The 24,102-nt window shown below is 36.2% G+C and carries 22 protein-coding genes; 15 read left to right on the top strand and 7 right to left on the bottom strand.

Features of this window, described 5'->3' with window-relative positions; translation table 11 throughout:
* Nucleotides 1-282: 282 nt before the first annotated feature.
* A complete protein-coding gene (locus ACR9EA_RS06015; protein ID WP_435138726.1) occupies nucleotides 283-468 on the bottom strand; it encodes a CsbD family protein in 186 nt (61 codons plus the stop codon).
* 306 nt (nucleotides 469-774) lie between these two features.
* Here ACR9EA_RS06015 and ACR9EA_RS06020 point away from each other — a divergent pair, with 306 nt between their 5' ends.
* From ACR9EA_RS06020 to ACR9EA_RS06050, 7 genes are all read left to right on the top strand, one after another.
* Complete coding sequence (locus ACR9EA_RS06020) at nucleotides 775-1,014, top strand: Rho termination factor N-terminal domain-containing protein (protein ID WP_435138728.1); 240 nt, start codon at nucleotides 775-777, stop codon at nucleotides 1,012-1,014.
* Between the two features lie 54 nt (nucleotides 1,015-1,068).
* Entirely contained in the window at nucleotides 1,069-2,106 is a 1,038-nt protein-coding gene (locus tag ACR9EA_RS06025) for an AI-2E family transporter (protein ID WP_435138730.1), read from the top strand.
* A gap of 66 nt (nucleotides 2,107-2,172) precedes the next feature.
* Nucleotides 2,173-2,856, top strand: coding sequence for an SOS response-associated peptidase family protein (locus ACR9EA_RS06030; RefSeq protein WP_435138732.1), 684 nt, complete (start codon nucleotides 2,173-2,175; stop codon nucleotides 2,854-2,856).
* 139 nt (nucleotides 2,857-2,995) lie between these two features.
* Nucleotides 2,996-3,157: a DUF1328 family protein gene (locus tag ACR9EA_RS06035; protein ID WP_435138734.1), complete on the top strand. Its 162-nt coding sequence runs from the start codon at nucleotides 2,996-2,998 to the stop codon at nucleotides 3,155-3,157.
* Nucleotides 3,158-3,280: 123 nt separating this feature from the next.
* Entirely contained in the window at nucleotides 3,281-4,687 is a 1,407-nt protein-coding gene (locus ACR9EA_RS06040; protein WP_435138736.1) for a tetratricopeptide repeat protein, read from the top strand.
* A complete protein-coding gene (locus tag ACR9EA_RS06045) occupies nucleotides 4,681-6,045 on the top strand; it encodes a BatD family protein (protein ID WP_435138738.1) in 1,365 nt (454 codons plus the stop codon). Before ACR9EA_RS06040 ends, ACR9EA_RS06045 begins: the two co-directional genes overlap by 7 nt.
* Before the next feature lie 129 nt (nucleotides 6,046-6,174).
* Nucleotides 6,175-6,942: an FkbM family methyltransferase gene (locus ACR9EA_RS06050; RefSeq protein ID WP_435138740.1), complete on the top strand. Its 768-nt coding sequence runs from the start codon at nucleotides 6,175-6,177 to the stop codon at nucleotides 6,940-6,942.
* 18 nt (nucleotides 6,943-6,960) lie between these two features.
* Here ACR9EA_RS06050 and ACR9EA_RS06055 read toward each other — a convergent pair whose 3' ends face one another.
* Complete coding sequence (locus ACR9EA_RS06055) at nucleotides 6,961-7,848, bottom strand: bestrophin family protein (RefSeq protein ID WP_435138742.1); 888 nt, start codon at nucleotides 7,846-7,848, stop codon at nucleotides 6,961-6,963.
* A gap of 166 nt (nucleotides 7,849-8,014) precedes the next feature.
* On the opposite strand from ACR9EA_RS06055, the gene ACR9EA_RS06060 reads away from it, so the two are divergent.
* On the top strand, nucleotides 8,015-11,131 hold the full coding sequence (locus ACR9EA_RS06060) for a glycoside hydrolase family 2 TIM barrel-domain containing protein (RefSeq protein ID WP_435138744.1): 3,117 nt from the start codon (nucleotides 8,015-8,017) through the stop codon (nucleotides 11,129-11,131).
* A 63-nt stretch (nucleotides 11,132-11,194) separates the two neighbouring features.
* On the opposite strand, the gene ACR9EA_RS06065 is transcribed toward ACR9EA_RS06060, so the two are convergent.
* The 3 genes from ACR9EA_RS06065 to pepT all read right to left on the bottom strand — a co-directional run bounded on the left by ACR9EA_RS06065 (nucleotide 11,195) and on the right by pepT (nucleotide 13,777).
* On the bottom strand, nucleotides 11,195-11,821 hold the full coding sequence (locus ACR9EA_RS06065; RefSeq protein ID WP_435138746.1) for a hypothetical protein: 627 nt from the start codon (nucleotides 11,819-11,821) through the stop codon (nucleotides 11,195-11,197).
* A gap of 64 nt (nucleotides 11,822-11,885) precedes the next feature.
* On the bottom strand, nucleotides 11,886-12,482 hold the full coding sequence (locus ACR9EA_RS06070) for a YdeI/OmpD-associated family protein (RefSeq protein WP_435138748.1): 597 nt from the start codon (nucleotides 12,480-12,482) through the stop codon (nucleotides 11,886-11,888).
* A gap of 59 nt (nucleotides 12,483-12,541) precedes the next feature.
* A complete protein-coding gene (gene pepT / locus ACR9EA_RS06075; RefSeq protein WP_435138750.1) occupies nucleotides 12,542-13,777 on the bottom strand; it encodes a peptidase T in 1,236 nt (411 codons plus the stop codon).
* A 101-nt stretch (nucleotides 13,778-13,878) separates the two neighbouring features.
* Here pepT and ACR9EA_RS06080 point away from each other — a divergent pair, with 101 nt between their 5' ends.
* The 6 genes from ACR9EA_RS06080 (at nucleotide 13,879) to ACR9EA_RS06105 (ending at nucleotide 20,594) form a co-directional block, all read left to right on the top strand.
* Complete coding sequence (locus tag ACR9EA_RS06080) at nucleotides 13,879-14,913, top strand: quinone-dependent dihydroorotate dehydrogenase (protein ID WP_435138752.1); 1,035 nt, start codon at nucleotides 13,879-13,881, stop codon at nucleotides 14,911-14,913.
* A gap of 4 nt (nucleotides 14,914-14,917) precedes the next feature.
* Complete coding sequence (locus tag ACR9EA_RS06085) at nucleotides 14,918-15,544, top strand: LysE family translocator (protein ID WP_435138754.1); 627 nt, start codon at nucleotides 14,918-14,920, stop codon at nucleotides 15,542-15,544.
* Between the two features lie 32 nt (nucleotides 15,545-15,576).
* Nucleotides 15,577-16,440 carry a hydroxymethylglutaryl-CoA lyase gene (locus ACR9EA_RS06090; protein WP_435138756.1) on the top strand — a complete coding sequence of 288 codons (864 nt, stop codon included), beginning with the start codon at nucleotides 15,577-15,579 and terminating at the stop codon, nucleotides 16,438-16,440.
* Nucleotides 16,441-16,728: 288 nt separating this feature from the next.
* Complete coding sequence (locus ACR9EA_RS06095) at nucleotides 16,729-18,102, top strand: HTTM domain-containing protein (protein ID WP_435138758.1); 1,374 nt, start codon at nucleotides 16,729-16,731, stop codon at nucleotides 18,100-18,102.
* A 221-nt stretch (nucleotides 18,103-18,323) separates the two neighbouring features.
* Nucleotides 18,324-19,796, top strand: coding sequence for an IMP dehydrogenase (gene guaB / locus ACR9EA_RS06100; protein WP_435139831.1), 1,473 nt, complete (start codon nucleotides 18,324-18,326; stop codon nucleotides 19,794-19,796).
* Nucleotides 19,797-19,958: 162 nt separating this feature from the next.
* The gene (locus ACR9EA_RS06105) at nucleotides 19,959-20,594 is read left to right on the top strand and encodes a sterol desaturase family protein (protein ID WP_435138760.1); all 636 of its coding nucleotides are present in this window, start codon (nucleotides 19,959-19,961) and stop codon (nucleotides 20,592-20,594) included.
* Here ACR9EA_RS06105 and ACR9EA_RS06110 read toward each other — a convergent pair.
* The gene (locus tag ACR9EA_RS06110) at nucleotides 20,591-21,625 is read right to left on the bottom strand and encodes an AI-2E family transporter (protein ID WP_435138762.1); all 1,035 of its coding nucleotides are present in this window, start codon (nucleotides 21,623-21,625) and stop codon (nucleotides 20,591-20,593) included. The genes ACR9EA_RS06105 and ACR9EA_RS06110 overlap by 4 nt on opposite strands.
* A gap of 96 nt (nucleotides 21,626-21,721) precedes the next feature.
* Nucleotides 21,722-21,958, bottom strand: a complete 237-nt coding sequence (locus ACR9EA_RS06115) for a hypothetical protein (protein WP_435138764.1) — start codon at nucleotides 21,956-21,958, stop codon at nucleotides 21,722-21,724.
* Nucleotides 21,959-22,137: 179 nt separating this feature from the next.
* Here ACR9EA_RS06115 and ACR9EA_RS06120 point away from each other — a divergent pair, with 179 nt between their 5' ends.
* Nucleotides 22,138-24,099, top strand: coding sequence for a peptidylprolyl isomerase (locus tag ACR9EA_RS06120; RefSeq protein WP_435138766.1), 1,962 nt, complete (start codon nucleotides 22,138-22,140; stop codon nucleotides 24,097-24,099).
* Nucleotides 24,100-24,102: the final 3 nt, after the last annotated feature.

Consider the following 24,102-nt stretch of genomic DNA (forward strand, 5'->3'; position numbering starts at 1 on the left):
CATTTTGTTTTGATTATGTTTTAATTCTGACTTCAAAAGTAGGCGAGGACTTACATAGAAGTGTCTCTAAAAGATTAATTTTTTAACCCAATACGGTAACTTCAATTGTTTGAAAGGGTTACATCAAGTGCTTGGTGTTAGTGATAATGTTATAGCATAGATGACGTATCAAAATAGTTAATGTGTTTTCGATGTTTATTGAATGAAAAAGCCGTATTCAAAACAATATGTCCTGAATACGGCATCCCTCAATAAAACTAACTAAACTAACCTAATACGTTATTACCAATTGTCGATTTCTTTTTTAAGTTCTTCTTTGGTTTTTCCTGTTTTTTCTTGGAGCTTTCCAACAAATTCGTCAAATTTTCCTTCGGCAAACGTTAAATCGTCGTCGCTTAATTCGCCATATTTTTGTTTAAATGCTCCTTTTATTTGTTTCCATTTGCCTTCTAACTGATCGGAATTCATAATGTTTTGTTTTAATTGTTATACTTAATGTTGTTTAAGTTTATTTTTCAAGATTAGCTTACAATGTAACTTAATGCAGTTGTAAGTTCATCTTGAATGTGTACTCAAAATTACAGCAAAAGGTATTGTTGTTTTGCCGCAATGCATTCTATAGTTAACGCAAACGCTTTTTTTGTTTTTAAATACTGATTTTGGAAGGCTTAAATAATCGTTTACGTATTACAGACAAGAATATTAGGTATTGCATTAACTTATATTTAAGAGTTTTAAGACTTTTGTGTTGTAAGTATTAAAATTATTACGACGATGGACAGACCAAGAATTAAAAATGAAGACCAATACGAAGCTTTAAGAGAGCAAGGGTATAGTAAAGAAAAATCGGCACGTATAGCGAATACACCTAATGCAGGTAAAACAGGCGGAAAAGCTAAACCGTATGAAGAACGTACCAAAGAAGCACTTTACAAACAAGCTAAAAAAGTGGGTATATCAGGACGTTCTAAAATGAACAAGAGCGAACTGATAGATGCTTTACGAAATAATTAATTTAATTTTATAAGCAGAACCTTAACCAACTAACCGATTTAGCAACACACGTTTATGACAAGAATTATTAGTCCGCAAATTATAAGACAAGTATTTGTTTTACTATTAATAGTACTTATAGGAAGCCTTATTTTTATAGAAATGCTTCCGTATTTACCAGGCTTGTTAGGAGCTATAACTTTTTTTGTGCTGCTGCAACGGCCAATGGCGTATTTATTAAACAAAGGATGGAATGTTAATCTGGCAGCCATAGTTTTGCTATTTGGGTCGTTTATTGGCATACTAATTCCTATAACAGCAGTGGTGTTGTTATTAGGTAAAAAGTTGAATAACGCCGTAGAAAAATCGGAATTACTAATACGTTCTATCAAAGAGCAGGTTATGGTTTGGGAAGATCGTTTAGGGTATAGTTTTACCTCAAATTTAGATTTATCGACTGTACCCGCTTGGTTATCGGAAAATGTGCCGGACTTAGTAGGAAGTACGTTTAATATGATGATATCTATAGCTATAATGTATGTAATGTTGTACTATATGCTAACTAACAAAGCAGCCTTAAAGCAAGCTTTGGTAGCTTATATACCTATTAGTCGCGATAATTTAAAGATTATTGGCCGTGATAGTTTGGCTATGGTAAAATCGAATGCCATAGGTATTCCTTTGGTTGCTTTTGCGCAAGGTGTCGTGGCATTAATTGGATTTTTAATTTTTGATGTTAACGATCCGTTTTTTTGGGCCGTTATTGTGTTTATTGGTTCTATGATACCGTTTGTAGGTACTTTATTAGGAACCTTACCTGTGTTCGCAATGACTTTAATACATGGCGATACGTATACCGCTTGGGCCATTTTAATTTATGGTATTGTGGTAATAGGATCGACCGATAATTTATTGCGGTTATTTATTTTAAAACGTCTAGACGATGTACATCCGTTAATTACTTTAATAGGTGTTATTATTGGTGTGCCTTTGTTCGGGTTTATAGGCTTGGTGTTTGGTCCTTTGCTTATTAGTTTGTTTTTGTTGATTCTTAGAATTTACAAAAAGAAATATGGAAAAGATGTAGGGATGGTTTCGCGTAAAAACTTGTAAATCGGTTAGTGAGTTTTAATACAACGCAATCTATTTAAAAATTACTATTGAAGAAAAAATACAATTATGTTTTATAAATTATCAAATATAGCCACAAGAGAAACTATGGAGCAGGAGGTGAGCGCTGTATTTAAATTTCCTAATATATACAAGCCAAACATTGTTATAGATGGTACACAAGAAAGTATAGTACCTATTATAACTTCCGAAGCTAAAGCAAACATACAATTTGCGATTTGGGGACTTTTACCAGATCATTTTCAAGACGATTGGCAACCTTACCAAAAGCAGCATAATACCTTAAATGTACAGGTATCAGATATTACACAGGAGAGTGATTTAAAATCGGCTAAACGTTGTTTAATTCCTGTTACGGGGTACTTTGGGTTTTATAATGTTCAGGGTGAAATCAGATCGTATTATAATGTAAATGCTTCCGAAAAACCATTTTGCATCGGCGGGATTTACAATCAGTTAGACGACGGATTTTTAACCTGTTCCATCATCATTACTAAAAAACAGAAAAAAATAACTTCCGCAGAGGGGATAAATAATTTGCAGCCAGCAATTTTAGCACCATCGCAACACGATGCATGGTTAAATACCCAATCAACTTGGGGTACAGCCTTAGCTTGTTTAGAGCAACCGCATGGTTACACAATAAATCGCTACCCAACATCTAACCGATTATCTATTAATAATAAAGTGTCTAACCTCTGTAAAGTACTGGGTTTAGACGATGCTGTATAGCATTGTTATTATTGAGTAATAGCTAATGGGTTAAGTTTTAATTGGATACAGTTAATGTACTGCTTAAAATAATAAGACCTTTACATAAACAGAATAACAAATCTGTTAAAATTAATATTAACCATTAAAACTATATATTATGCTACGTTGGACAGTAACATTCGTAATTTTAGCTATTATTGCCGCCATTTTCGGATTTGGTGGTATTGCAGCAGGTGCTGCTAGTATTGCAAAAATCTTATTCTTTATTTTTCTAGTACTTTTTATCATTTCGCTTTTTACAGGCCGAAGAAAAGTATAGCATGTAGTGGTTTTGTTAAGAAATTTAGCTTAGCAACTACAAAATAATTTTAGAACACGATTTTTATATTATAACCGAATTATAAACCCTAAAATTATAGGGGTAACATTAAAAATAATCAACATGAAAAAGATAGCATATTTTATTGCCGTACTATTTATAATGGGTACAGTAGCAACAAGTTTTACAAGTTGTAGAGACGAGAACAAGTCGACATCAGAAAAAGTAGAAGATGTTGCAGACGATATTGAGGATGGTGTAGAAGATGCGGGCGACGCTATTGAAGATGGTTTGCAACCGCATATGATGCCGAGTCAAGGTACAGGTTTCAAAATGTTGTTTACGAAGCTAGACAGTTTGTTTGTCGATAATAAAGCGCCGGGACGGGTGTTGGTATTTACCGATGATTTAGAAGACTTAAATCTGGCCGATGTCACAAACTTTGTTCAGAATAATAATACCTCGTTAAACTTTTATCCAATGGCGACACAGGAAGGTGGCCAGGTGCCATCATTTTACAATCACAAAGTAGCCCTGAAGGAAAAAGGAAATGTGATTGCTTCAAAATTAAATAGCAATACCCAAGAAGCCTTAAAACAAGTAGATAGTGTGGCGGTAATGGATATGACTTTAGATAAAAGTGATGTAACACTCTTTGCCGAATCGGTGAGCGATCATTTGATTTTTGAGGAAAAACCTAAAAATGAAGACGAGCATTGGCAGGATAATGGCTATTGGTTACTCATTCCGTTGATGGTGTTGTTTTTGTTTTCCTTCAGAAAAGGTTGGAGTTTGTTAACGGTTGTGTTGTGTTTCAGTGTGTTGTCATGTCAAAGTGATAAAGCCGATAAAAAAGAAGACACATTTCAGTTTAAAGATTTATGGTACACCAAATCTTACCAAGCGCAGCAGCAATACGACAATAAGGAGTATGCCCAAGCAGCAAAAGGCTTTACAGATCCGATGCACAAGGGATCAGCGTATTATAAAGCAGGGAATTTCACCAAAGCCCGTGAGGAATTTGAAAAGGATTCAACCGCCAACGGGCAATATAATTTAGGATTGACCTATGCCAAATTAGGAGATTTAACTAAAGCACAGCAAGTGTTTGAAACCTTAGTGAAGGATCATCCCGACATGGCGCAGGCTCAAAACGATCTTCAGAATATCAATGAAGCCTTATTGCAAAAAGATGAGATGTCTGCCGAAGAGAGTAAAGTAGGCGAAGACAAACCAAATGCTAAAAACAAGCATAACGACTCGATGGAAGATTTGAGTGGCGGCGGACAAAAAGCCACTAAAAAAGATATGGAAAAACAGCGTTTGGAAGAAACCGTGAATACAGGCAAACGCAAAGGGAAAGAAATGGAGGAGTTGCCAGACGATTTTAAATCGGGGAAAGGTGGAATTCCGAAAGATATTTTAATGCGAAAAGTTGATGACGATCCCGCCTTGTTTTTAAAACGCAAGTTTCAATATCAGGTAAAGCATCATCAAGTAGACGTAGAACAAACCGAAACATCATGGTAAAAAAGTTGCAAATAACCTGCTTTTTTGTGTTGCTGGCGTGTAGCGTGTCGGCACAAAACCTGATGAGCTATGTTACGGTGAATCACGACGAGGCTTACATTGGTCAGCCCATACAAATGACGGTTTCGGTGTACACGAGTACTTGGTTTACCTCGGGTGTTGATGTGGGGAATATCCAAATTGAAGGCGCGTTGACGGTATATTTTAGATCGGTTTCCAATCGGAAAACTTTTAGTGGGAAAGCTTATTCTGGTGTGGATTTTATTTACAATGTGTTTCCGACACAGGAAGGCACAATTACTATTCAGCCTTTAGCTATCGATGTGGAATCGCCAGCTTCGGGCGGTTATAAAGGTATTAAACATACCATACATACCAAACCGAAAACCATTACGGTGAAACCAGTTCCGTTGGGTTACAATCCGAATAATTGGTTGGTGTCGTCCAATTTAACGGTGCACGAACATTGGAGTAAGCCACCAACTAAAGTAAAAGTGGGAGATGTGTTGCAACGTACCATTACACGGTCGGCGGGCGGAACTACTGGTGAATTTATTCCTGCGGTGATCTGGGATAGCATTTCGGGGGTAAGTATTTATCCAAAGCGACCAGGTGTAAACACCAATAAAACCAAGACCTATATTTCGGCCAGTAGAACCGATGCAGCCAATTATTTATTCGAAAAAGAAGGTCAAGTGACCTTACCACGCATCGAGTTTGTATATTGGAATTATGGCAACCGTCAGTTTTATAAAAAGGTAATCGATTCGGTGACGATAGACGTGGCGCCCAATCCAGATTTAAACATGTTGGCCGGCATTAAAAAACAATTGGAAGCCGAAATCACAGCTGTTCCAGAAGAAGATAAACCGTTTTTGATATTCGGACTAACGGTGCAACGCTTTGTGGAATTGTTGTTGTTATGCCTTATTGCCTTGTATTTGTTGTATAAATTGGTGCCTTGGGGAATTCGAAAAATAAAGCATCATAATCAGGTGTATCATGCCTCGGAAGCCTATGCGTTTAAGCAGTTGGAGCAGGCTTTAGGACAGTCTAATGCCTATAAAACCTTAGGGCGTTTAAAAGTATGGCTGATTAAATTAAATCCAGAAATCCCGAGTATGGCGGCGTTTATTTCGGCGTATGGTAGCGATGTTTTACAATCCAATTTTAATGCTTTGGAATCGCAAGTTTCAGGAGCAAATTCTGGAAGTTTTAATGCGAGTACATTTAAATCAGAATTAAAACAAGCTCGCGAACGCTATGTATCGCAACATAAAAAAATGGATGCTAAAAACACCAAACAGAATGAAAACGATGCTTGGTTGAATCCGGTGTCGCCAAAATCTAAATATTAATGTCGTGTTGATTAGCTCGTGTTGGGAATTGAAATTTTAGGTGATACATATTCTTCTTTTCTAGTTTAACACTATGCATTCCATGACCTTAAAATTGAGATTGTACATATTGTATTTACTTTGTTATTTATGAAGACTTTTATTTATACCACCATTTCTAAGCTGGTTAAAAAATTATATAAGAATACTGTTGTAAGCAAGACAATTAAAGGGTTTAACAGTGTGATATATTATGAAAAAGCACAACATTTAAATTTTTTATTTCAGAAGGAAGCGAACTACGAAGGGCATTTGTTACAAGCCATTAGGCGATATATTAAAAGAGGTGATGTTATATTTGATATCGGCGCCAATATAGGGCAATACGCTTTGCCGTTTAGCGAACTCGTGGGTAAGGAAGGTAAAATTGTTGCTTTCGAACCAGATTCTAAGAACTATGCTTTTCTTCAGTTTAATGTGCAGGTTAACAAGTGTGCGAATGTGATTTGCGAAAATTATGGTTTAGGCGCTACAGAAACGGTTCAGGAATTTTATAGAGATACAGAAACAGGTGGTCGCAAAGGGTCTTTTAAATTGGAGTATGTTGAAGATTCGTATACAGGAATTACTGAGCAGGTTGTTATTAATACCTTAGATTCGGCTATTGCAACTTTTGGTGCGCCTAATTTTATAAAAATAGATATTGAGGGTTTTGAAGCCGATGTTCTGTCTGGACTTACGAAGCAGTTAACGCATTGTATATTTTTTATAGAAGTAAGGCCAAAAACCCAAGCAACAGTTTTCGAGTTTTTTAAATCGAAAGGCTTTGTATGTTTCTGTATTGATTCTGGCGAGCAAGAAATAACGTCGCCCGAACAATTGTCTAATATTAGTAATTTACTGTTTTATAAAGCTTAAATTTGAAAGAACATAACTTTACGGATGTAAAACTTCGTGTACATGTTTTTTCATGTTTTCTGCCATTTTTTCGATAGGTAAATCGTCATAATCTGTGCCAAATGGATCTTCGATAGCTTCGGCAATAAGTTCTAAAGAAGCCAGAACATATAAAATAAAAGGAACGGCAAGAATTACAAAATACCCTAAAGAAAACACGTAGCCTATTGGTAGGGTTGCGACATAAACAGCAATAAATTTTTTAATGAATGCACTGTAAGAATGGGGTATAGGGGTGTTTTTAATCCGTTCGCAAGCACCGCAAATATTGGTTAGGCCTTCTAATTCGTTGTTCACAACCAGTAATTGTTCTCCAGAAATTTTTTGTTCTTTGTACAGTATGTTTGTTTTCTTAAAAATTAATGAAGCCACTTGGTTGGGACCGTGTTTTTTCTTGCTAAACGCATCGCCTAATTCGGGGTGTTCGTTTTCATCTAGCATGAAGGTAGTATAATCCGATCGTAAAAAGGCAAATAAACTTTGCAAATACATGGGAATGGCCTTTCTGTAAAAATGCCTTAAGGCTTTATCGTCTTCATCTAAAAGCGCATTGAATTTTAAGGCCAGATTCCGACTAACATTGGTAAGTGAGCCCCATTGTTTTCGAGCTTCCCACCAGCGGTCGTAAGCAGTATTTGTTCTGAAAACCAATAATAAAGACAGCGCAAAACCTAAAAGATTGTGAACAATAGTTATGTTTTTTACCCAACTTTTTGCCGATAAATTGAAATACTCCAACTCTAAATAGGCGATGCCCGCCGAAAGGACTGCGGTTAAAATTAAGTATGGATAAAGTTTTCTTAAGGTATCGGAACGGTGAATAAAAAAAACCGCTTTAAACCATTCTTTGGGATTGTATATTTCCATAGTACAAATATAAAATCTTAAGCTTTACATTTTTAGATATTCCAAATTAAATCTAGTTAATGAATACTAAAATAAATTACTTAAAAAGACCAATTAAATACAGTGCTTTAATCGTTTTATAAGGCGTGAAACTTGTATATTTAGTTCCTTAAATTCAGAACAATTCATGAAACAGTTTATTTATAGTGTCTTTCTTCTTTTTTTAATTCAACCCATTTTTGCACAAAACGATTGGGAAAATCCAGAGGTGTTTCAAATTAATAGAGCGCCTGCGCATGCCACTTTGTACCCGTATTCTTCTGTAGAACGAGCATTGCAGGGTAATATTCAAGAGGAAGATTATATGCAGGTTTTAGACGGGATGTGGAAATTTCAATATTCAGAATCGGCTTCAAAGCGTAGTACAACATTTTTTAAATCTGATTTTGATGCCAGTAGTTGGGGAGAAATTCCTGTGCCGGGCAATTGGGAATTATATGGGCATGGGGTTCCTAATTATTCTAACATGGAGTATCCGTTCGAAAAAAATCCACCGTTTATAAACGATCAACAAAATGGGGTTGGGTCTTATATTACCAATTTTTCCGTTCCAGATTCGTGGCAAGATAGGGAAGTGTATATTCAATTAGGAGCTGTAAAATCTGGATTTTATATTTGGGTAAACGGAAAGGAAGTTGGGTATAGTCAAGACTCTAAATTGCCAGCAGAATTTAATATATCGCCGTATATAAAGGCAGGCAAAAACACATTGGCTGTACAAGTTTTTAAGTTTACCGATGGCAGTTATTTGGAAGATCAGGATTTTTGGAGGTTGTCTGGCATTCAGCGCGATGTGTTATTATTTGCGCGTCCAAAAGTGCATATTAGAGATTTTTTTGCAAAGGGAACTTTAGATGCGACGTATAGCACAGGGATATTCAATTTAGATGTTGAAGTTTTGAATACCAGTGCCAAAACTAAAGGTAGTTATATATTGTCTTATCAGCTTTTAGATGATTTGGGACAAGACGTATTGCATGAAGATACATCCTTTAAAATTAAAAAAAATGCTGAGTTTATTAAGTTTCAAGCTGAAATTCCTAAAGTGAAAACCTGGTCGGCCGAAACGCCAAACCTTTACCAGTTGGTACTGAGTTTAAAAACTGCAAGCGGAACCGGTTTAGAAAGCATCGCTACAAAAATTGGATTTAGGACTTCAGAAATTAAAAACGGTCAATTATTGGTGAATGGTCAACCTATTTTATTAAAAGGTGTAAACAGGCACGAGCACGACCCCTATTTTGGACATGTGGTTAATAAGGAAAGTATGATTGCCGATATTAAAACCATGAAACAATTTAATATTAATGCGGTTAGAACATCGCATTATCCTAACGATCCATTGTGGTATAGTTTGTGCGACGAATACGGCTTGTATGTTTACGACGAGGCTAATATAGAATCGCACGGTATGGGCTACCAGCCAGAGCATACTTTGGCAAACAAACCCGAATGGAAAGCGGCTCATGTAGCACGTATTAGCAATATGGTAATACGCGATAAAAATCACCCGTCTATTATTGTTTGGAGTATGGGTAACGAGGCTGGTACTGGTCCTAATTTTTTAGCAGGCTATCAAGCCGTAAAGGCTTTAGACGATTCCCGACCTGTGCATTACGAGCGTGCCGAAAAATTAACCGATGTTAAAGAACGACACACCGATATTCGTGCCGATATGTATGCTTCTATAGACTTTGTGCAAAACACTTGGGTTGGAAGCGATAGTGAGCGTCCTTTTATTTGGTGCGAATATGCACATGCTATGGGGAATAGTAGTGGAAATTTTAAAGAATATTGGGACATGGTTCGTGCCAACAGACAAGTACAAGGTGGTTTTATTTGGGATTGGATGGATCAAGGTTTAGCGAAATATGATGACAACGGCAAGCGCTATTGGGCGTATGGCGGTCATTTTGAGCCAGAAGGGATGCATCACGACGAAAATTTTTGTTTAAATGGTATTGTCGATCCCGATTTAACACCGCATCCTGGTCTTTACGAAATTAAAAAAGTATATCAGAATATTATTTTTAAGCATTCGCAGACATCACCAGAAACAGTAACTGTTTATAACGATCACTTTTTTAAAGATTTAAACGATTATGTTGTGCGTTGGGAGTTGGTTGCCGATGGTGTTGTTAAACAAAACGGTATGTTTACGCCTACTGATGTTGCGCCGCAATCGGCTAAAGATTTTAAAATTGCGCTGATGCCATTAGATGACGACAAAGAATATTTTTTAAATCTGTATGCACTTCAAAACACTGTTAGTTCGCCTTTAATTCCTTTTGGAACTCAGCTTGCATCAGAACAATTTCAATTACATACTGTCGATTTAGAATGGAAATCAAAGTCAGCTGATGCTCCAATTCAATTGTCGGAATCGGCGACAGGATATTCAATTTCTGGTAATGATTTTACAGTGGATTTTTTGAAATCTACAGGCGCTTTAAATTCATATATTCTTAACGGTTATGAGTTAATTACAGCACCATTAGTACCTGATTTTTGGCGCGCCCCAACTGATAATGATTTTGGAAACGACATGCCAAATCGTTGTAAAGTTTGGAAAACCGCTGGCGAGCATCTTAAATTAAAGACTATCAAAGCTAAGGCTATTTCTGCATCGGAAATTCTGGTTGAAACCTTGCTTGAAGTTCCGGATGTTATGGGCGAAATTAAATTAAATTATACCATTTCAGGAGATGGCGCGGTGCTTGTTGATTATCATTTCAATGCGCAAAAAAAAGATTTACCCGAAATTCCAAGAATAGGTATGCGGGTTCAACTGCCAAAAGCAGTGAATAATTTGGCGTATTACGGTCGTGGCCCTTGGGAAAATTATAATGACAGACGTACAGCTGCTTTTGTAGGTATGTACCAAACGACCGTAGCCGATGCTTATTTTGCATATAGCAGGCCTCAAGAAAATGGCCATAGAACAGATGTCCGTTGGATGAGTTTGCAAAATCATTCTGGCTTGGGACTAAAAGTACAAGCTTTAGGCACTCCAATAGAAAGCAATGTCTTGCATTATAGCACATCGGATTTAGACCCAGGAACCAAAAAGCAATTACGAACAACGGCAGATTTAAAGGAAGGTAATTTTGTAGAACTGCATATAGACCATGTTATGATGGGCGTTGGTGGCGATACGAGTTGGGGAGCCAAACCCCATGCCCCGTATTTGTACTATGCCAATAAAACGTATCAGTACCGTTTTGTTTTAAGTCCGCAAAAGTAAAAAATAAAAAAGCCACGATATTGTTTAGAAATCGTGGCTTTTTTGATGGTGTATTTATTGTAATTACATTGGCATAAGGCCGCCGCTATAAAGCACAAAAAGTGCTAAAGGTAACGCAATAGCCAAAGCAATAAGTGTAGGTTTTACCCAATCTTTTTTATGGTATTTAAATGTTTTGCCTAAGTAGCTGTTCCAAAAATATTCGGTTAAAATGAAACCTCCCAAAACATTTATAACAATAGAAATATTAGTGCCAATATTAAATATCGACATTAACGCCACAGGAACAAAAGCATATAATATACAGAACAACAATACCAACGACCTTGCTTTGCTATGTCCTGTTTGTTTAAAGTTATACATGAGTAAAGCACCACCAAATATGGTTGAAAAAAATAGCGAAAACATGAGTATAAGGCGTTTAGAATGTAACACAGGTAATTGATCAGTCTGTGTCGTGCTAAACGGTTTAGAGTTGTTTTCTTGTGCTATAGTCTTGTTTTTTTCTTGTTGACTGCTTAGGGTTTTATGGATTTGCAATAACGTATCGTTAGTGTGCGCTCTCGATATTAGAATGTCTACGGCTGTAAGACGTGCTTCGTCTGTATAAATCTCTTCGTTAAGCGCAATGGCTTCAAGTTCGTTATTGTTTTTCTTACTAAATCGGTCTTTAAAAATATTATCGGTCATTATCTAAAAAAATATAGCTTTTAAGTGGCGCAAAATCTTTGCTACGATAAAAGCATGCAAAAAATTAACAGTTTTTGTATTTGTCGTTTAGGCCTACACCTTTTAAAATCATAGGCGTTATTTTTTCTAATCGACTTTGTTTTGTAGCGTCGCGTTTTGCAGAAGAAATGTATTCGGCATATTCGCGTTGTTTGTAAGGCGACAACGCTTTAAATTGTGCGTTTAATTCGGATTGTGTTTTTAATACGTCGCTTAACAGTTTAGGAAGTGCTACTGAAGTTCCTTTTTTTTCGGGTTTTATTTCCTTACCGAGTTTTTGATTTTCAATCGCTTCTTTGGTGTAAGCCAATACGGCTTCTTTATTGATGTCTGAAAGCGATGAAAACCGCATTTGTCTTAGGCCTTTGGTTTTGTCTTGCGCCTGCTCTAAAAGTTGATGCTCGTCTTTTAAAAAGACACCATTAAAAAACCAAATGCCAAAATGATGTTTAAAAGCACCCAGACCCACGACGTTTTTTCCGTTTATGTTGTATACAGGAGCGCTCCATTTAAAGGCTTCTTCGAGTTCAGTAGAAATAAAAATAGAGCGTAGTAGCGTTAAAGCCTCCGTCCAAGTATCGTGGCCTTCAATATACGCTTCAACCGAATCGAATTTTTTCATTTAGTAATTGTTAATAGGGGTTTAAAGATACGTATTTTAAAGCTTATATGTATAGGCTGTTATTTTTGGGCCACTAGTTCGGCTATTTTGCAAATTACTTCGGTTGCTTTTATCATACTTTCTACTGGTACGTATTCGTAACGCCCATGGAAGTTGTGTCCGCCAGCAAAAATATTAGGGCAAGGCAATCCCATATAACTCAATTGCGAACCATCCGTACCACCGCGAATGGCTTTAATGTTTGGGGTAATACCCACGGCTTTCATGGCTTTTTCGGCTACTTCCACAATATGCATTACAGGTTCTACCTTTTCTTTCATATTGTAATATTGGTCTTTAATGTCTATGCTAACAACTTCTCGTTCGTATTGTGCATTAAGCTCGTCGGTTAGCTTTTGCATGACTTCTTTGCGGGCTTCAAAATGATTTTTATCGTGGTCGCGAATAATGTATTGTAGTGTGGTTTCTTCAACATCACCTTTTATATCAGTTAGATGGAAGAATCCTTGGTAGCCATCGGTATGTTCTGGCGTTTCTAAACGCGGTAAGGAGTTGATAAATTCTGTAGCGATATACATCGAGTTTACCATTTTACCTTTGGCGTAGCCTGGGTGTACAATTTTTCCTTTTACTTTAACTTTTGCTCCAGCGGCATTAAAATTCTCGTATTCCAATTCGCCAATTTCGCTGCCATCCATGGTGTAAGCCCAGTCGGCGCCAAATTTTTTAACATCGAATTTATGGGCACCGCGACCAATTTCTTCGTCAGGTGTAAAGCCTATACGAATGTTACCGTGTTTAATTTCTGGGTGTTGTATTAAATATTCCATGGCCGAAACAATTTCAGTAATTCCGGCTTTATCGTCAGCCCCTAACAGGGTCGTGCCATCGGTAGTGATTAAGGTTTGGCCTTTATATTGCAGTAAGTCTTCGAAATAATCTGGCGATAAAATGATATTTTCATCGGCGTTTAAAATGATATCTTTTCCGTTATAGTGCTCTATAATCTGCGGTTTTACATTGGCACCTGTAAAATCTGGAGAGGTATCGAAATGCGAAATAAATCCTATGGTTGGCACCTCGTGTTCTACATTACTTGGTAGCGTTGCCATAATGTAGGCATTCTCGTCTATAGTCACATCTGTTAGGCCAATAGTTTTTAATTCTTCTACTAACGCATTGGCTAAATCCCATTGTTTTTTTGTGCTTGGGGTTGTGTTGCTTTCCGGGTCCGATTCGGTATCGACGGTTACGTAGCTAATGAAACGATTTATAAGGTGTTGTTTGTTTATCATGCGGGGTAAGATTTTACACAAAAGTACTATTAAAAATTATTTATGCTTTTTGAATTGGATGATTTTTTAATTAAAAGTATTTTTGCACAAATAATCGCTAGATGTATAAATTACTAATACGCCCATTGTTTTTTAAATGCGATCCAGAACGTGTACACCATTTTACGTTTTCCATGGTTCGTTTTTTATCTAAAATTCCATTAATACCCAGTTTGTTTAGAGCCTTATTTACTATTGAAGATAAGCGCTTACACACCAAAGTTTTTGGTTTAACGTTTAAAAACCCGGTTGGATTAGCAGCTGGATTCGATAAGAATGCTGTGCTGTATAATGAGCTGGCTAATTTTGGTTTCGGATTTATAGAAATCGGTACAGTAACTCCAGTAGGACAGGAGGGAAACCCTAAAAAGAGAATTTTTAGACTGTTAGAAGATCAGGGCTTGATAAACCGTATGGGGTTTAATAATGAAGGTGTAGAGGCTGCAATCAGCCAATTAAAAAAGAATAAGAAGAAACTTTTAATAGGCGGGAATATTGGTAAAAATACTCAGACCGCCCCAGAAAATTATACAGCAGATTATTTAGCTTGCTTTAACGCTTTGCATCCGTATGTCGATTATTTTGTATTGAATGTAAGTTGCCCTAATGTGGGGAGCCATGCCAAATTAAATGATAAAGATTATTTGTTGGAATTGATTCAAACGGTTAAAACAGCCAATAATTCGTTCAAAATTCAGAAACCGATTTTATTAAAAATTGCACCAGATTTAAATACGGTACAATTAGATGAAATTATAGAGTTGGTTAACGAAACCCAGTTAGACGGCGTTATAGCCTCTAACACGTCTGTAGATAGAAGTGATTTAAAAACACCAACCCAAACATTGGAAGCTATTGGTAATGGCGGTTTAAGCGGCCAACCAATAAAGGATAAAAGCACAAAAGTGATTCGGTACTTAAGCGAAAAAAGCAATAAGGCCTTTCCTATAATTGGTGTGGGTGGCATTCATTCTGCCAAAGATGCTCTGGAAAAGTTAGATGCAGGTGCTACTTTGGTACAAATTTATACCGGATTTATTTATGAAGGCCCATCGTTAATCAAGCAAATTAATAAGGCTATTTTAAAACGAAAATAAAACATTGAATGTAGATGTTTTAATATCGTTTGCCTTAGCTACAGCGGCTTTAGCCATAGCGCCAGGGCCAGACAATATTTATGTGCTCATGCAGAGTTTAACCCATGGTAAAACCTCTGGTTTAGCAACAGTAGCAGGGTTAATTACAGGATGTTTGGTGCATACCACTTTAGTGGCTTTTGGTATTTCGGCAGTTATTAAACAATCCGACTTGCTTTTTTTCGGTATTAAATTATTTGGAGCTGGATATTTGTTGTTTTTAGCATATAAGGTTTTTAAAAGTCCTGCGGACGTTTTATTGTCTAGAGATACGGTGCCTCAAAAAAGTTTAATGCAATTGTTTAAGCAAGGGTTTATAATGAATGTTTTAAATCCAAAAGTATCCATTTTCTTTCTCGCTTTTTTTCCAGGGTTTTTATTCAGTTCGCAGTTAAGCACCGTACTACAGTTTTACATCTTAGGGTTGGTGTTTATGGGGGTGTCTTTTATTATTTTTTCAGGTATTGCCTTTTTGGCGGGCAGCATATCAACGTATTTAAAACAGCATCAAGGTGTGGGGGTGGTCTTAAAATGGTTGCAAATTGTTGTGTTTGTATCGATTGCAGTTTTCATTCTGCTTTCAGAAAAATAATAGTATTTTTATCCTATAAATTTTAAGTATTCATGACCAAAGGAGTTAAAGTAATCGAATGTCCGCGAGATGCCATGCAAGGCATTAAAGCATTTATACCCACCGAGCGTAAGGTGCAGTACATTCAATCGCTTTTACGCGTAGGTTTTGATACTATAGATTTTGGAAGTTTTGTGTCGCCAAAAGCTATTCCGCAAATGGTAGATACAGCCGAAGTACTTGCTCGTTTAGACTTATCTAAAACAAGTAGTAAATTGTTAGCTATAATTGCAAATGTTCGTGGTGCCGAAGACGCGTGTCAGCATCAAGCGATAGATTATTTAGGTTATCCGTTTTCGATTTCTGAAAATTTTCAGATGCGTAATACCCATAAAACTATCGCGCAATCTGTAGAGACTTTGCAGCATATTTTAAATTTAGCCGATGCACACAACAAAGAGGTTGTGGTTTATATTTCGATGGGGTTTGGTAATCCTTATGGCGACCCGTGGGATGTGGATATTGTTGCCTATTGGACGGAGCAATTGAGTAGTATGGGCGTGAAAATTTTGTCGTTAAGCGATACTGTAGGCACTTCTAACCCTGAAAATATTTCGTATTTATTTTCGAATTTAATACCACAATATCCGCAGATTGAATTTGGAGCCCATTTGCATACTGCACCACAAGCTTGGTTCGAAAAGGTGGATGCTGCTTATAAGGCAGGATGTAAGCGTTTTGATGGGGCAATTCAAGGGTTCGGAGGCTGTCCGATGGCTAAAGATGAACTTGTTGGAAACATGCCTACCGAGAAGTTATTATCGTATTTTACAGCCAAACAAGACAATGCGCTAAATGCCTTAAGTTTTGAAAGTGCGCATAACGAGGCTACAAAACTATTTTCGGTTTATCATTAAACTTGTTTAAAATTCTAAAGCCTAGCGTTTGAAACTTAAAATTTTCGCGGTATAAATTTGGTAAACGCATTCTCATCTTTACTTTTGTCTTTATAATTAGCCTTACACTGTAACCGATGCTTCTTTTTATAGTTTTAAGAGGGCATCTACTGTAATAATTTAACACCGTTGTAGTTTACTTACAACAAATATTGCAGTATCTTAATAAATAGAAATTCCAAAAACGCTTGTGTTACATTAAAAGTGAATGGATATCTGTTTTTTTGGGGTGCTAAAGTTTTAAATACTATGGGAACCACATGGACTAAATATATTAACAGTACCGTAAATCCAGCGCCTTTGGCAGGGTTTAGGTTGTCTTTTGGTTTAGTGGTGTTTGTAAGTTTAATGGTGTTTTGGAGTAAAGGGAATATTAACACGTATTGGTTGTTGCCCAAAGTGCATTTCCCGTTTTATGGTTTAGATTGGTTTGTTCCCGCAAGCTGGATTGTTTATACATTGTTTAGTATTTGTAGCCTGTCTGCCTTTGGTATTATGATAGGTTATAAATACAGATGGGCCATTGTACTTTTTCTGTTGAGCTTTACGTATTTAAGTCTAATGGAAATGACCGTGTATTCCGATACGTATTATTTGATTAGTGTTATAAGCTTTTTAATGCTGTTTTTGCCTGCAAACGCAGCTTTTTCTGTCGATTCTTTATGGTCTAGGCGTAGTTATAAAACCATACCAAAATGGTGTGTAGATAGCCTAAAGTTGCTAGTCGCTATAGTATTTGTGTTTAAAGGTTTAGGAACTTTAAATACAGATTGGTTGCTGCATGGTCAGCCAGTTAATATTTGGTTGTCTGCCAATACCTATTCGGTAGCATGGATACAAACTATTGTATTGAGTTCTGGCTTAGCATTAGGTTTAAGTTGGTTGATAACCCTTTGGTGTTTTTTGCTTCCGGTTTTGTTGTTGTATAGTCGGTTTAGGTATTTGTCCTTTATTTTATTATTAGGATTTTATTGGTGTTTTTTGGTATTGTTTCCGGTACAGTTGTTTCCATTCATTCTAGTAATAAGTACCTTAATTTTCTTTTCGTCTGCGTGGCATCATGCAATAATTAGAATTGTACGTCAATTATTATCGCCTATACAATACGGGTTAAAATTGCCTACAGCTTTAAAAATGACTAAACATTACGAGTTTCAAATAGAGCTTCCTAAGGTTGTTTTAGGGTTGTTTTTTCTGGTGCAACTTGTTTGGCCTTTACGCTATTTAAGTTATTCGGGGGAATGGTATTGGACAGAAAAAGGATTGTCTTGTGCCTGGCGTTCTGAACTTATAGACAAGACAGGACGTACGGTGTTTACAGTTTCTGAATTAGAAGGCGAGTCGGTTTTTGAAGTTGATAATTCACAATTTTTAGCACCATTTCAAGAAGAACAGGTTAGTGTGCACCCCAATTTAATGCTGCAATATGCACAGTATTTGGGCGATTATTTTGCCAATCAAGGGCATAAGCATGTACAGGTGTTTGTGTTTAGTAAGGTGTCTGTAAACGGAAGACCTTTTTTACAGTTTAGTAATCCAAAAATAGATGTGTATAGAGAACAGAAGTCACTTTTACATGAGGAGTGGATTTTACCCTTTCCAAATACAATAAAAGGGCTTTAAGGGTATCGCATTGATTGAAGTTAAAATTGATGAAGCCTTCAGTAAAATTGAAATTTATTTAGTGGCTTTTTAGAAAAATTAGATTTATAGTAAATATATTAAAGTAAGGCAAGTGTTTGTTTTTTTAGTTTCGAAAACATCACGTTAATAAAACACTAAAGGAGTGAATATTTTCCTAATTTAAATTGTATATTTGCATGCAATTATATCTTAATTGCATCATGACAGCACACAACAACAAAATTGTAGGAGAAGGACTAACTTACGATGACGTTCTTTTAGTTCCAGCATTCTCAGAAATTTTACCACGCGAGGTAAATATTCAAACGAAATTCACAAAAAACATTACCATTAACATTCCTATTATTTCTGCGGCTATGGATACCGTTACAGAAAGCGCTATGGCTATTGCTATTGCTAGGGAAGGCGGTATTGGAGTGCTTCATAAAAACATGACAATTGTACAACAGGCTCAAGAAGTACGTAAAGTAAAACGTGCAGAAAGCGGTATGATTATAGACCCAGTTACATTACCGTTAACAGCGACTGTTTTGGATGCTAAAAATAACATGCGCGAGCATAGTATAGGCGGTATTCCTGTAGTTGATGATCAAGGAAAATTAAAAGGTATTGTAACTAATAGAGATTTAAGATTCGAGCATGAAAACAATCGTCCGATTGTTGAAATCATGACTAGCGAAAACTTGGTTACCGCAGCAGAAGGTACGTCTTTAAAAGATGCTGAGGTGATATTACAAGAAAATAAAATTGAAAAATTACCTGTAGTCGATGCCGATTACAAATTGGTAGGTTTAATTACTTTTAGAGATATTACTAAATTAACGCAAAAACCCATAGCAAATAAAGATAGTTTTGGTCGTTTGCGTGTTGCAGCTGCTATTGGTGTTACAGGAGATGCTGTAGAACGTGCAGAGGCATTATACAATGCGGGGATAGATGCGATAATTATAGATACAGCTCACGGACACACAAAAGGAGTGGTAAATGTGCTTAAAGAAGTAAAAGCGAAATTTCCCGATTTAGATGTTGTGGTAGGGAATATTGCAACTGCCGAAGCCGCCAAATATTTAGTAGAAGCAGGAGCAGATGCTGTTAAAGTAGGTATAGGACCAGGATCTATTTGTACAACACGTGTTGTTGCAGGAGTAGGGTTTCCTCAGTTCTCTGCGGTATTAGAAGTCGCTGCGGCCATTAAAGGTACGGGAGTGCCTGTAATTGCAGATGGAGGTATTCGTTATACTGGTGATATTCCAAAAGCGATTGCGGCAGGTGCCGATACCGTAATGTTAGGCTCTTTGCTAGCAGGAACTAAAGAATCTCCAGGCGAAACAATTATTTACGAAGGAAGAAAATACAAATCGTATAGAGGTATGGGCTCTGTTGAAGCGATGAAGCAAGGCAGTAAAGACCGTTATTTTCAAGATGTAGAAGACGATATTAAAAAACTTGTTCCAGAAGGTATTGTAGGTCGTGTAGATTATAAAGGCGATTTATTTGAAAGCATTCATCAATTTATAGGTGGTTTACGTGCAGGTATGGGATATTGTGGTGCTAAAGATATTGCTACTTTAAAAGAAACAGGACGCTTTGTTAAAATTACAGCAAGTGGTATTAACGAAAGTCATCCGCACGATGTTACCATTACAAAAGAATCTCCTAACTATTCGAGATAAAAATTTATAAATAGATAGAAAAACATTTCAACGGGTTGGCGATTAACTTTCCTGTTGAAATGTTTTTTTTGCGTTAAATTTAGATGAAATTCACGCTAAAAATGAACACTTCATTTTTAAAGTAACTAATATTTTGTATTTTTAATTCTTAAAATCGAAATAATGAAGCAAAAAGTTTCAACTGAATATTCGCACGGACAAGCCCAAATTTTTAAAAATCCGTTTTTAGAAAGTCTTACTAAAACCAATCCCACTTCAAATATCATTATCTACGGTTTAACCATAGTTGGCCTAATTTATTTAGCTATTGGTATCCGTGGTTTAAGTCCGTTAATGTGTTTGGGCTTATTTGTGTTTGGGGTTCTGTTTTGGACATTTGCCGAGTATATGCTACACCGTTATGTGTTTCATTGGGTTACCGATGCCGAGTGGTCACAACGTTTCCATTTTATCATGCATGGGTCGCATCATGAATATCCAAGAGATAAAGATCGTTTGTTAATGCCTCCGGTTCCTGGGTTGTTAATGGCAAGCGTATTGTTTGGGGTCTTTTATATTATCTTTTGGGTATTGGGTATCTCTAACCTGGTGTTTGGTTTTTTTCCAGGGTTCTTTAGCGGGTATTTAATGTATTCTTTTGTACACCGCGCCACCCATATAAAGCGACCACCAAAACGATTTAAAAAATTATGGTTACACCATAGTTTACATCATTACAAATATCCAGATAAAGCATTTGGCGTGTCTAACCGTTTTTGGGATCGTGTGTTTGGTACTATGCCTCCAAGCAACAATTAGCCTCTAGAGAGTAAGCTTGCCAAAAGTTTGGTGCTTTTAAACTGTTCTAAAATTATTTTAATAAAAACCGTTATCGGTATAGCCATTATAAGGCCGGGAACGCCCCAAATAAAGCCCCATAACATGAGCATTACCAAAACGGTGATAATGTTTATTGAAAACGATTTCCCCATAAATACAGGTTCCAGAATGGCACCAAAAAGTACCTGAACACCAGTAATACTTAGTGTAAAGAAAATTAAGGTACTAGTTGTTTCAATTTCTACAAAGGCGAAAATAGATAGTAAAATTACTGTTATAAACGAACCTACCATTTGTATGAAATTGATGATAAACGCAAACAGTCCCCAAAATATAGGAAAGCTTACATCGAATGCATAACAAGCCAAGCCTGTGCCAATTCCGGTTAATAGGCTAACCAGAAATTTAACTTTAATGAATTTGATTAAATCCTTTTCGATTTTCATAAAGGTTTTAACCGAAGTGTGTTTTTGTTTTAAAATGGTATTGTTAAGTACTTTGTGTACGTTAATAGATTCTGCCAGCCATAGCACCACAAAAAATGCAGTCATAAGCACCATGGTTAACGATTTTTGAATGTAATTTAATGTTGGGCCAAAATTTTCAAGTAATGTCTCTTTGCTGAATATTTGGGTAGATATGCTCGTGTTTTCTTTAAAGATATCTATCCCAAAAAAGGTCTCGACATTACTAATTAAGGCGTTTATTTTTTCGTGGGCCTTCAATAAAAAGGCATCGCTAGTCGATAAAATTTCACGACTCGATAATTTAACCAATTCACCGCCTATTTTAAAGAATCCAAAAATAATCAGCACAATAATAATAATGCTTATCGTTTTTGGGATGTGTCTTTTTGTTAACCATCGCATAATCGGTAAAAAGAGCAAGGCAATAAACATGGAAAAGATAAGCGGAATAAAAATAAACGATAATGTTTTTAGTAAATAAAACACTAACGGAATTACTATTATCAGCAATAAAATATTGGTGGTGCGTCTGTCGTTTAACATAGTTGCCTTAAATTAAAAAGGATGTTATTTTTAGAACGGCAAATGTAGTTTAAAACCCATTATTTTAATAGGAAAAAGCACTTAATTTTTGTGCAATTAAGGCGTGTATACTTGACCTCTATGGGGTTTTAAAGCGTCTCTAAGAGGTTTCATGTTTAACTCGTTTACCACTAAAAATGCTATGGCGTGCATGTCGTTTATGGCGGTAAATCCGGTGATGCTAATGTCTAAATTATGGCTTACTATATACTCCTTTAAATGAAGTTCGTGGTGTTCGGCTGTTTTTAAGGCGTGTGGGCCCCTAAAATCCCAAATTAATTTTAAATCGCACATAGGTTTTATTTTTGCAAAAATAGAAAAAATATAGATGACGTTTTTCGCTTTTAGTTATCGAGTAGGGCCATTAAAAAATAAAAAGCTTTAAAATACTAAATTAAACGGTATAGCGTTTGTTAAAGCGACTTGTAATATAGCTTTATATTACTATTTTTGCTCATGTTAAATAATAAATAATGAAATTGAAATCTGTTTTTTTAGTGTTTTGGCTCTTATGTTCTTCGATAGCCAGTTCACAAATTACTTCAGAAGATGTACTTTTTACGGTTAATGAAACACCTGTATACGCATCGGAATTTTTAAGAGTTTATAATAAGAATCTAGATTTGGTAAAAGACGAATCGCAAAAAGATGTCGATGCTTATTTAGAGCTGTTCATCAATTATAAACTAAAAATAGAAGAAGCTAAAGCTTTAAAGTTAAATGAAAAACCATCGTACCAACGCGAATTAAGCACGTACAGAAAGCAATTGGCAAAAAACTATTTAACCGATACTAAAGTTACAGACGAACTTATAGAGGAGGCTTACAGTAGGTTGCAATACGATGTAAAAGCCCAACATGTGTTAGTTCGCGTAGATGAAAATGCGAGTGCAAAAGATACCTTAGAGGCTTATATTAAAATTGTAAAATTAAGAAAGCAGCTTATAGACGATGGTTTTGAAAATGTACAAAAAGAATTACACGATGGTAAAACGGTTTTCGCCGAAGATTTAGGGTGGTTTTCTGCCTTTAGAATGGTGTATCCGTTCGAAACAGCAGCTTTTAATACCGAAGTTGGTAATGTGTCGCAGCCTTTTAGAACCCGATTTGGTTACCATGTGGTACAGGTAAAAGATAAGCGCGAATCTAGAGGAGAGGTTACCGTAGCACACATAATGGTGCGAAACAATGCCGCAGGAGACACTTTGGTAAATCCAGAAGCCAGAATAAACGATATTTATAAAAAAATAAACCAAGGCGAAAGTTTTGAAGCTTTGGCCAAACAATTTTCAGACGATAAAAGTACGGCCAGTCGTGGTGGTCGTTTAGATCCGTTTAGTGGCGGACAACTATCGTCTCTGGAATTCGAAGATCAAGCCTTTGCTTTAAAAGCCGTTGGCGATATCTCTAAACCTTTTCAAACCAATTACGGGTGGCATATTGTAAAACTTTTAGATAAAAAAATGCTGCCTTTATTTGTAGACTACAAGCCCGAATTGGAAGATCGTGTTAAACAAGACAGTCGTTCGCAGTTAATAGACGATACCCGTTATCACGAGTTGGTAAAACGTTATCATGTAGATGAGTCGTTGTCGGCGTTGTCGTATTTTGTTAAGCTTTTAAATAAAAATTATTACAGCAATACATGGCAGCTTCCAGCAAATTTTAAGGGAGAGACAGCTTTGGTTACTATAGATAAAATGGAGTTGTTTTATAAAGATTTCGGACATTATTTAGAACAGCAACAGCAGCGTTTTAATTCAGATAAAGTTGATTTTAAAACTATAGTAACTACCAATTATAAAACCTTTTTAGAACAAGAAGTTTTACAATATCAAGAAGATAATCTGGAGAACGAAAGTGAAGAATTTGCGCATATCGTTTCAGAATATCGAGACGGATTATTGTTATTCGATTTAATGGAAGGTCAAATCTGGAATGTTGCCAATACCGATTCGGTTGCTGTGCAAGCTTACTACAATACGCATAAAAACAATTACATGTGGCAAGAGCGTATAGATGCTATTGTGGCATCGTCTGCAGATCGAAAAGATATTAAAACAGTATCTAAATTATTAAAAAAGAATGTACCTTTAGAAGACATTAAACAAAAAGTAAATGTTAACGACGAGGTTCATGTTATGTTTACAACAGGAATTATGGAAGCCAACCATGCTGGACTTCCAGAATCGTTTCCGTTTAAAAAAGGACGCTCTAAAATTTACGAGTATAACGGAGGTTATGTGGTAGCCAACGTTAAAGAAGTCCTTCCAGAAACTCCCAAATCTTTCGACGAAGCCAAAGGTCAGGTTATTAGTGATTTCCAGACCGAAAAAGAAGAACAATGGTTGCAAGACCTTCATGCAAAATACACCGTAGATGTGCATGAAGATGTTTTAACCAAAGTGAGAAACGAAATAAATAACAATCAGTAATTG

The sequence above is a fragment of the Formosa sp. A9 genome (genome assembly GCF_051200825.1).
Taxonomy (GTDB): Bacteria; Bacteroidota; Bacteroidia; order Flavobacteriales; family Flavobacteriaceae; genus Formosa.